Source organism: Synechococcus sp. BA-120 BA3 (assembly GCF_034931285.1).
In the GTDB taxonomy this organism is placed as follows: Bacteria; Cyanobacteriota; Cyanobacteriia; order PCC-6307; family Cyanobiaceae; genus Cyanobium.
This window is the reverse complement of record NZ_JAYGHZ010000352.1, coordinates 1-5680: the sequence shown is the minus strand read 5'-3', so window position 1 is coordinate 5680 and position 5680 is coordinate 1. Positions and strand designations below refer to the sequence as shown.

At 68.1% G+C, this 5680-nt stretch carries 7 protein-coding genes; 4 read left to right on the top strand and 3 right to left on the bottom strand.

All coding sequences use genetic code 11. The features are described 5' to 3' along the window. Positions 1-432: DUF8644 domain-containing protein (locus VB737_RS14545; protein WP_500314011.1), on the bottom strand; the 432-nt coding region annotated here is incomplete at its 3' end. Positions 433-488: 56 nt separating this feature from the next. Between VB737_RS14545 and VB737_RS14540 the strand changes: the two genes are divergently transcribed. The 4 genes from VB737_RS14540 to VB737_RS14525 all read left to right on the top strand — a co-directional run bounded on the left by VB737_RS14540 (position 489) and on the right by VB737_RS14525 (position 4386). Further along, positions 489-1511, top strand: a complete 1023-nt coding sequence (locus tag VB737_RS14540; RefSeq protein WP_500314009.1) for an acyl-CoA desaturase — start codon at positions 489-491, stop codon at positions 1509-1511. Positions 1512-1553: 42 nt separating this feature from the next. Continuing rightward, the gene (gene rplI / locus VB737_RS14535) at positions 1554-2015 is read left to right on the top strand and encodes a 50S ribosomal protein L9 (RefSeq protein WP_106219480.1); all 462 of its coding nucleotides are present in this window, start codon (positions 1554-1556) and stop codon (positions 2013-2015) included. A gap of 118 nt (positions 2016-2133) precedes the next feature. Next, complete coding sequence (dnaB, locus tag VB737_RS14530) at positions 2134-3543, top strand: replicative DNA helicase (protein ID WP_500314007.1); 1410 nt, start codon at positions 2134-2136, stop codon at positions 3541-3543. Between the two features lie 192 nt (positions 3544-3735). After that, a complete protein-coding gene (locus VB737_RS14525; RefSeq protein WP_323243471.1) occupies positions 3736-4386 on the top strand; it encodes a sterol desaturase family protein in 651 nt (216 codons plus the stop codon). A 6-nt stretch (positions 4387-4392) separates the two neighbouring features. Here VB737_RS14525 and VB737_RS14520 read toward each other — a convergent pair whose 3' ends face one another. Together VB737_RS14520 and VB737_RS14515 are read right to left on the bottom strand one after the other, a co-directional pair. Beyond that, positions 4393-4959, bottom strand: a complete 567-nt coding sequence (locus tag VB737_RS14520) for a cysteine hydrolase family protein (RefSeq protein WP_500314005.1) — start codon at positions 4957-4959, stop codon at positions 4393-4395. A gap of 64 nt (positions 4960-5023) precedes the next feature. Then, positions 5024-5473 carry a sensor histidine kinase gene (locus tag VB737_RS14515; protein ID WP_500314004.1) on the bottom strand — a complete coding sequence of 150 codons (450 nt, stop codon included), beginning with the start codon at positions 5471-5473 and terminating at the stop codon, positions 5024-5026. Between the last annotated feature and the right edge of the window lie 207 nt (positions 5474-5680).

Here is a 5680-nt window from a genome sequence, read left to right as displayed (position 1 = left end):
CGCCTCGCTGATGCGCAGGTCAAAGCTGGCCGGCGGCTGGCGGAAGCCCACGAACACCTCGAGCAGGGCCCCGGGCCCCAGCACCCGCTGCTGCTCGTCGCGCACCGGCAGGGCCGAGCTGCAGAGGGCCTCCATGAGTTCGGGATGGGCCGCCAGCAGGGTGCGGGCCGGCTCCGGCTCCAACCGGCCGCCGGGGGCCTGGGCATCGAGCCACAGGTTGACGCCTCCCAGGGCCAGGAACACCTCCGGGCCGGGGGAGGCCAACTTGCCGTTGCGCAGCATCGAGAGCTGGGAGTTGTGCACCCGGCCCAGGTCAAGGGCCTCGGCCAGCATCGGCAGAACCCGGTGGGACCAGCCGTTGCGCTCGTGCCAGACACGGATCAGGTGGGCGAAGGCGACGCGGCCAGATACGAGTTCGTCTCGATACCCCACTCGATCTGAATTCGTATTGCTACCATTGTAATCACTCAACAGGAGCCCGGTCCTTCATGGCCGTCACCCCCCTCTCCCGCCCCGGCGTCCAGCCAGGCGCCCCCGCCCCATCCGGCGACCGCCGCGATGTCGGCACCAAGGCCCGCCACACGCGCCGCCCCGCCACCATCAACCAGGGGCCCGATTCCCTCGTCAGGGCCCGGGCCCTGCACGAACCGCGCCGTGGCGAACCCCGGGGCGTGTCCCCCAAGGGCACCCGCTGGGGCACGATCGGCTTCATGGTCGTGATCCACATCCTGGCGGTGGTGGCCCTGCTGCCCCGCTTCTGGAGCCTGGAGGCCGTGGCCGCCCTGCTGGTGATGTACTGGGTCACCGCCTGCCTGGGCGTCACGATCGGCTATCACCGCCTGCTCAGCCACCGCTCCTTCCGCGTCCCCCTCTGGCTGGAGCGCTTCTTCGCCACCTGCGGCGCCCTCAGCTGCCAGCACGGCCCGATCGACTGGGTGGGCCTGCACCGCCACCACCACAAGTTCTCCGATACGGAAGCGGATCACCACGACAGCAACAAGGGCTTCTGGTGGTCCCACATGGCCTGGATGTTCGAGGAGATTCCGGCGATGGCCGCCGTGCCCCGGCTCACCGGCGACCTGGCCGCCGACCCCTACTACCGCTGGCTGAACCACAGCTTCCTGCTGCTCCAGGTGCCCCTGGGCCTGCTGCTCTTCTGGATCGGCAGCGTCACCGGTGCCGGCGGCTGGGCCCTGGTGCTGTGGGGCATCCCCCTGCGCCTGGTGATCGTCTACCAGTGCACCTGGCTGGTGAACTCGGCCACCCACATGTGGGGTGAGTCCGTCCACGACAGCGGCGACAAGTCGAAGAACAACCCCTGGGTGGCGGCGCTGACCTTCGGTGAGGGCTGGCACAACAACCACCACGCCTACCCCCATTCGGCCCGCCACGGCTTCGCCCCCCGCCAGTTCGACCTCACCTGGCAGCACATCCGCCTGATGCGCGCCCTGGGCCTGGCCACCCGGGTCCGCCTGCCCCGCGCCGCGGCCCCCACCGGCTCCATGTCGTAGGCTTGCCGATCGGATTTCAGATGGCTCAGCCGGGGCGTTGTCATGGTCAAGAAGCGTGTGCAGGTGGTCCTGAGCGAGGACATCCTTTCCCTGGGCAAGGACGGGGATCTGGTGGATGTCGCGCCCGGCTACGCCCGTAACTACCTCCTGCCCACCGGCAAGGCCCTGGCCGTCACCGCCGCGGTGCTGCGCCAGGTGGAGCACCGCCGGGCCAAGGAGGCGGAGCGCCAGGCGGCCCTGAAGGCCGAGGCGATCGCCTTCCGCACCGCCCTCGACACCATCGGCCGCTTCACCGTCAAGAAGCAGACCGGCGGCGATGACGTCCTCTTCGGCACCGTCACCAACGGCGATGTGGCCGAGGCGATCGAAGCGGCCACCAAGAAGGAAGTGGATCGCCGCGTCATCACCGTCCCCGAGATCCACCGCACCGGCTCCTACAAGGTGCAGGTCAAGCTGCACCCCGAGGTCGTCGCCGACGTCAACCTGGAAGTGGTCAGCTACTGATCGGCCAGCCACGAACCGATTGTTTCCGCTCCGGGCGCCAGAGTGAGCCTCCTCACCGGCGCCCGATCCTGACCGATCCGGCCATCTGTTCCGTGAGTCGCGTTCTGGAGTTCCGTCCATGGTGAGCGTGCCCCTGGCTGGTTCCGACCCACCCCGGCCGGACGGCCCGCGGCCCGCGTCGCGTCGCGACGAGCAGGCTGGCTTCGAAGCCCTGCCCGATTCAGTCCCGCCCCAGAACCTGGAGGCGGAGGAATCGGTGCTCGGCGGCATCCTCCTCGATCCCGACGCCATCGGCCGGGTCGCTGACGTGCTGCGGCCCGAGGCCTTCTATCTCGGCGCCCACCGCGAGATCTACCGCACCGCCCTGATGCTGCACAGCCAGGGCAAACCCACCGACCTCACGGCCATGGCCGCCTGGCTCGCCGACACCGGCCAGCTGGAAAAGGTGGGCGGCAGCTCCCGGCTGGTCGAGCTGGTGGAGCGCACCCTCTCCACCGCCTCCATCGACCAGGTGGCCCGCCTGGTGATGGACAAGCACCTGCGGCGCCAGCTGATCCGCTCCGCCAACGAGGTGATCCGCCTCGGGTTCGACCAGAGCATGCCCATGGAGCAGGTGCTCGATGAGGCCGAGCAGAAGATCTTCGCCATCAGCCAGGAGAAGCCCACCGCCGGCCTCACCCCCACCGCGGAGATTCTCACCAGCACCTTCAACGAGATCGAGAGCCGCTCCCTCGGCACCGCCGTCGCCGGCATCCCGGTCAACTTCTACGACCTGGACGCCATCACCCAGGGCCTGCAGCGCAGCGACCTCATCATCGTCGCCGGACGGCCCGCCATGGGCAAGACCTCGATCGTGCTCAACATCGCCAAGAACGTCGCCCAGCTGCACCAGCTGCCGGTGTGCGTGTTCAGCCTGGAGATGAGCAAGGAACAGCTCACCTACCGCCTGCTGTCGATGGAGGTGGGCATCGAAAGCGGCCGCCTGCGCACCGGCCGCCTGCAGCAGGAGGAATGGCCCCTGCTGGGCCAGGGCATCAACAGCCTCGGCCAGCTGCCCCTGTTCATCGACGACAAGCCCAATTCCGGCGTGCTGGAGATGCGCTCCCTCTGCCGACGCCTGATGGCCGAAACCGGCAAGGAGCTCGGCCTGATCGTGATCGATTACCTCCAGCTGATGGAGGGCAGCACCCCCGACAACCGCGTTCAGGAACTCTCCCGCATCACCCGGGGCCTCAAAGGCATGGCCCGCGAACTGCACGTGCCCGTGATCGCCCTCTCCCAGCTCAGCCGCGGTGTCGAATCCCGCACCAACAAGCGTCCCATGCTCAGCGATCTGCGGGAATCGGGCTCGATCGAGCAGGACGCCGATCTGGTGCTGATGATCTACCGCGACGAGTACTACAACCCCGAAACCGCCGACCGCGGCATCACCGAAGTCATCGTCACCAAGCACCGCAACGGCCCCGTCGGCACCGTGAAATTGCTGTTCGAGCCGCAGTTCACCCGCTTCCGCAATCTCGCTGCATAGATCCGCTGCATGGCGGCGCTGCATAGGGATATCCGCCGTATCCCACCAGGGAAAGGCCCCCTAGGGTTGAGGCGGGTGTTCAGGTGGAAAAGGTCTGGCGGAGATCATCTCATGGAGATATCAGTGCAGCATCATTCCTTTTGGTTCTACGTTTTCGCCTTTTTCGCCATCATCCTGGCGCGTTATCTCGCCATGGCCGGCTTCGTCCACTGGCTTCTCTATCAGCGCCAGGAGGCCAGGGTCTCCGTTTTCAATGACATCCAGCTGTCCGTCATCTCCGCCGCGATCTTCTCCCTGGCCACCGCCCTGGTGATGACCTTGCACGAGCAGGGTCTCACCCGGCTGCATGGCCAGATTCGGCCTGAGAGCTGGTGGACCCTGCCGCTCAGTTACCTGGCTGTACTGGTGCTGCAGGATGCCTATTTCTACGCCACCCACCGGCTGTTCCACCAGCCGAAACTGTTCCCCTGGTTTCACCGGGGCCACCACCGATCACGCCAGCCCACCCCCTGGACCTCCTTCGCCTTCGACCCCCTCGAAGCCGTCGTTCAGGCCCTGTTCCTGATCGCCATCGTGCTGCTGATCCCCCTGCACTTCGCCACCCTGCTGGCGGTGCTCACCACGATGACGGTGTGGGCCGTGGTCAACCATCTGGGCCTGGAGGTGTTGCCGCTCCGCTTCCCCCACCACTGGCTGGGTCGCTGGTTGATCGGCCCCGCCCACCACTCTCTGCACCATCGGCGCCACGGCCTTCATTTCGGGCTCTATTTCACCTTCTGGGATCGGGTGTTCGGCACCGAGGATCCCGCCTACGCCGCCTCACTGCAGCCACCGGCACCCTGAGCGCGGTCAGGCCAGATCGGCGGCCCGCACCACGGCGGCCAGGCGGGAGAGCTGCGCGATGGATTGGTCGTGCTCCTGCGGGCTCGCCGCAGCGCAGGCGTCCTCCACCAGCACCGCCCGGAAGTCCCGGTCGTGGGCCTCCCGGACCGCCGCCTGCAGCGCCCAGGCGGTGCCGACACCCCCCAGCAGCAGCCGCTCGATCCCCGCAGCCCGCAACAGCGTCGCCAGGGCGGTGCCGTGGAAGGGGCTCAGCCGGTGCTTCACCAGCACCGGGTCGCCGGGCTCCACCGCCAGATCGGCGTGGAAGTCCGTGCCCCACTGGCCCAGCCGCAGGGCCCCCAGCTCCCGGGCCCGGCCCAGGAACGGGGCGTGGGTGGGCAGCTCCGGATAGCCGGCTCGGAAGGCCACCTTCACCAGGAGCGTGGGCCAGCCCCGGGCACGGGCCCGCTCCAGCGCCTGGTTGGCCGCCGGCAGCACCCCGCGCCGCTGCACCTCGGCGGCGTAGGTGGGCATCGCCCCTTCGGGGTGGATCAGGTCGTTGATCAGATCGATCAGCACCAGGGCGGTGCGCATGGGGGGTGCCTCCGCCGCAGGACCCCATCATCGGCCGGTCATGCCATTGCTGTCCCATCCGCGATCAGCTGCAACCCGCCAGCGGCAGCCTCACGGAGAAGACGCTCCCGGCTCCAGGCCTGGACACCACCGAAATGTGCCCCCGGTGGCGACGCACGATCGCCGCCGCGATCGACAGGCCGAGGCCGGTGCCGCCCTCGCGACGGGAGCGGCCCGGGTCACTGCGGAAGAAGCGATCGAAGACGCGCTGCTGATCAGCCGCAGCGATGCCGATACCGCTGTCCTGCACCTCCAGCACCGCCAGACCCCGCTCGTCCCCCAGGCGCAGCACCACCTCGCCGCCCTCCGGTGAGTACTGAATCGCGTTCAGCAACAGGTTGGAGACGAGCCGATAGAGCTCCGATTCCGTGCCCTGCACATGGATGTCCTGCTCACCCCCCACCAGTTGCAGACGTACCCCTGCCGCCGCCGCCGTCTCGCCGGTTTCCTCGATCAGGTCCCTCACGATCTGCACCAAAGAACAGGGCTGCGTTGGTGCTGCAGCCTCAGGACCATCCAACCGGGCGAGCAGCAGCAGATCGGTAATCAGCCGGTTGTCAGGCGACAGCGAAAACTGGCCCAGATGCGACACGAAATCTGGCCCCCCTCCTTGAGCCACTGACCAGGGCCAGCGCGCAGCCTGCGGTGCTGTCACCTCTGGAGCAGAGCTCCCGGGATGCGG

Bases quoted from the DNA above. Each gene is read 5' to 3' on its own strand.
- VB737_RS14540 (WP_500314009.1), top strand. From the start codon at position 489: ATGGCCGTCACCCCCCTCTCCCGCCCCGGCGTCCAGCCAGGCGCCCCC.
- rplI (WP_106219480.1), top strand. From the start codon at position 1,554: ATGGTCAAGAAGCGTGTGCAGGTGGTCCTGAGCGAGGACATCCTTTCC.
- dnaB (WP_500314007.1), top strand. From the start codon at position 2,134: ATGGTGAGCGTGCCCCTGGCTGGTTCCGACCCACCCCGGCCGGACGGC.
- VB737_RS14525 (WP_323243471.1), top strand. From the start codon at position 3,736: ATGGCCGGCTTCGTCCACTGGCTTCTCTATCAGCGCCAGGAGGCCAGG.
- VB737_RS14520 (WP_500314005.1), bottom strand. From the start codon at position 4,959: ATGCGCACCGCCCTGGTGCTGATCGATCTGATCAACGACCTGATCCAC.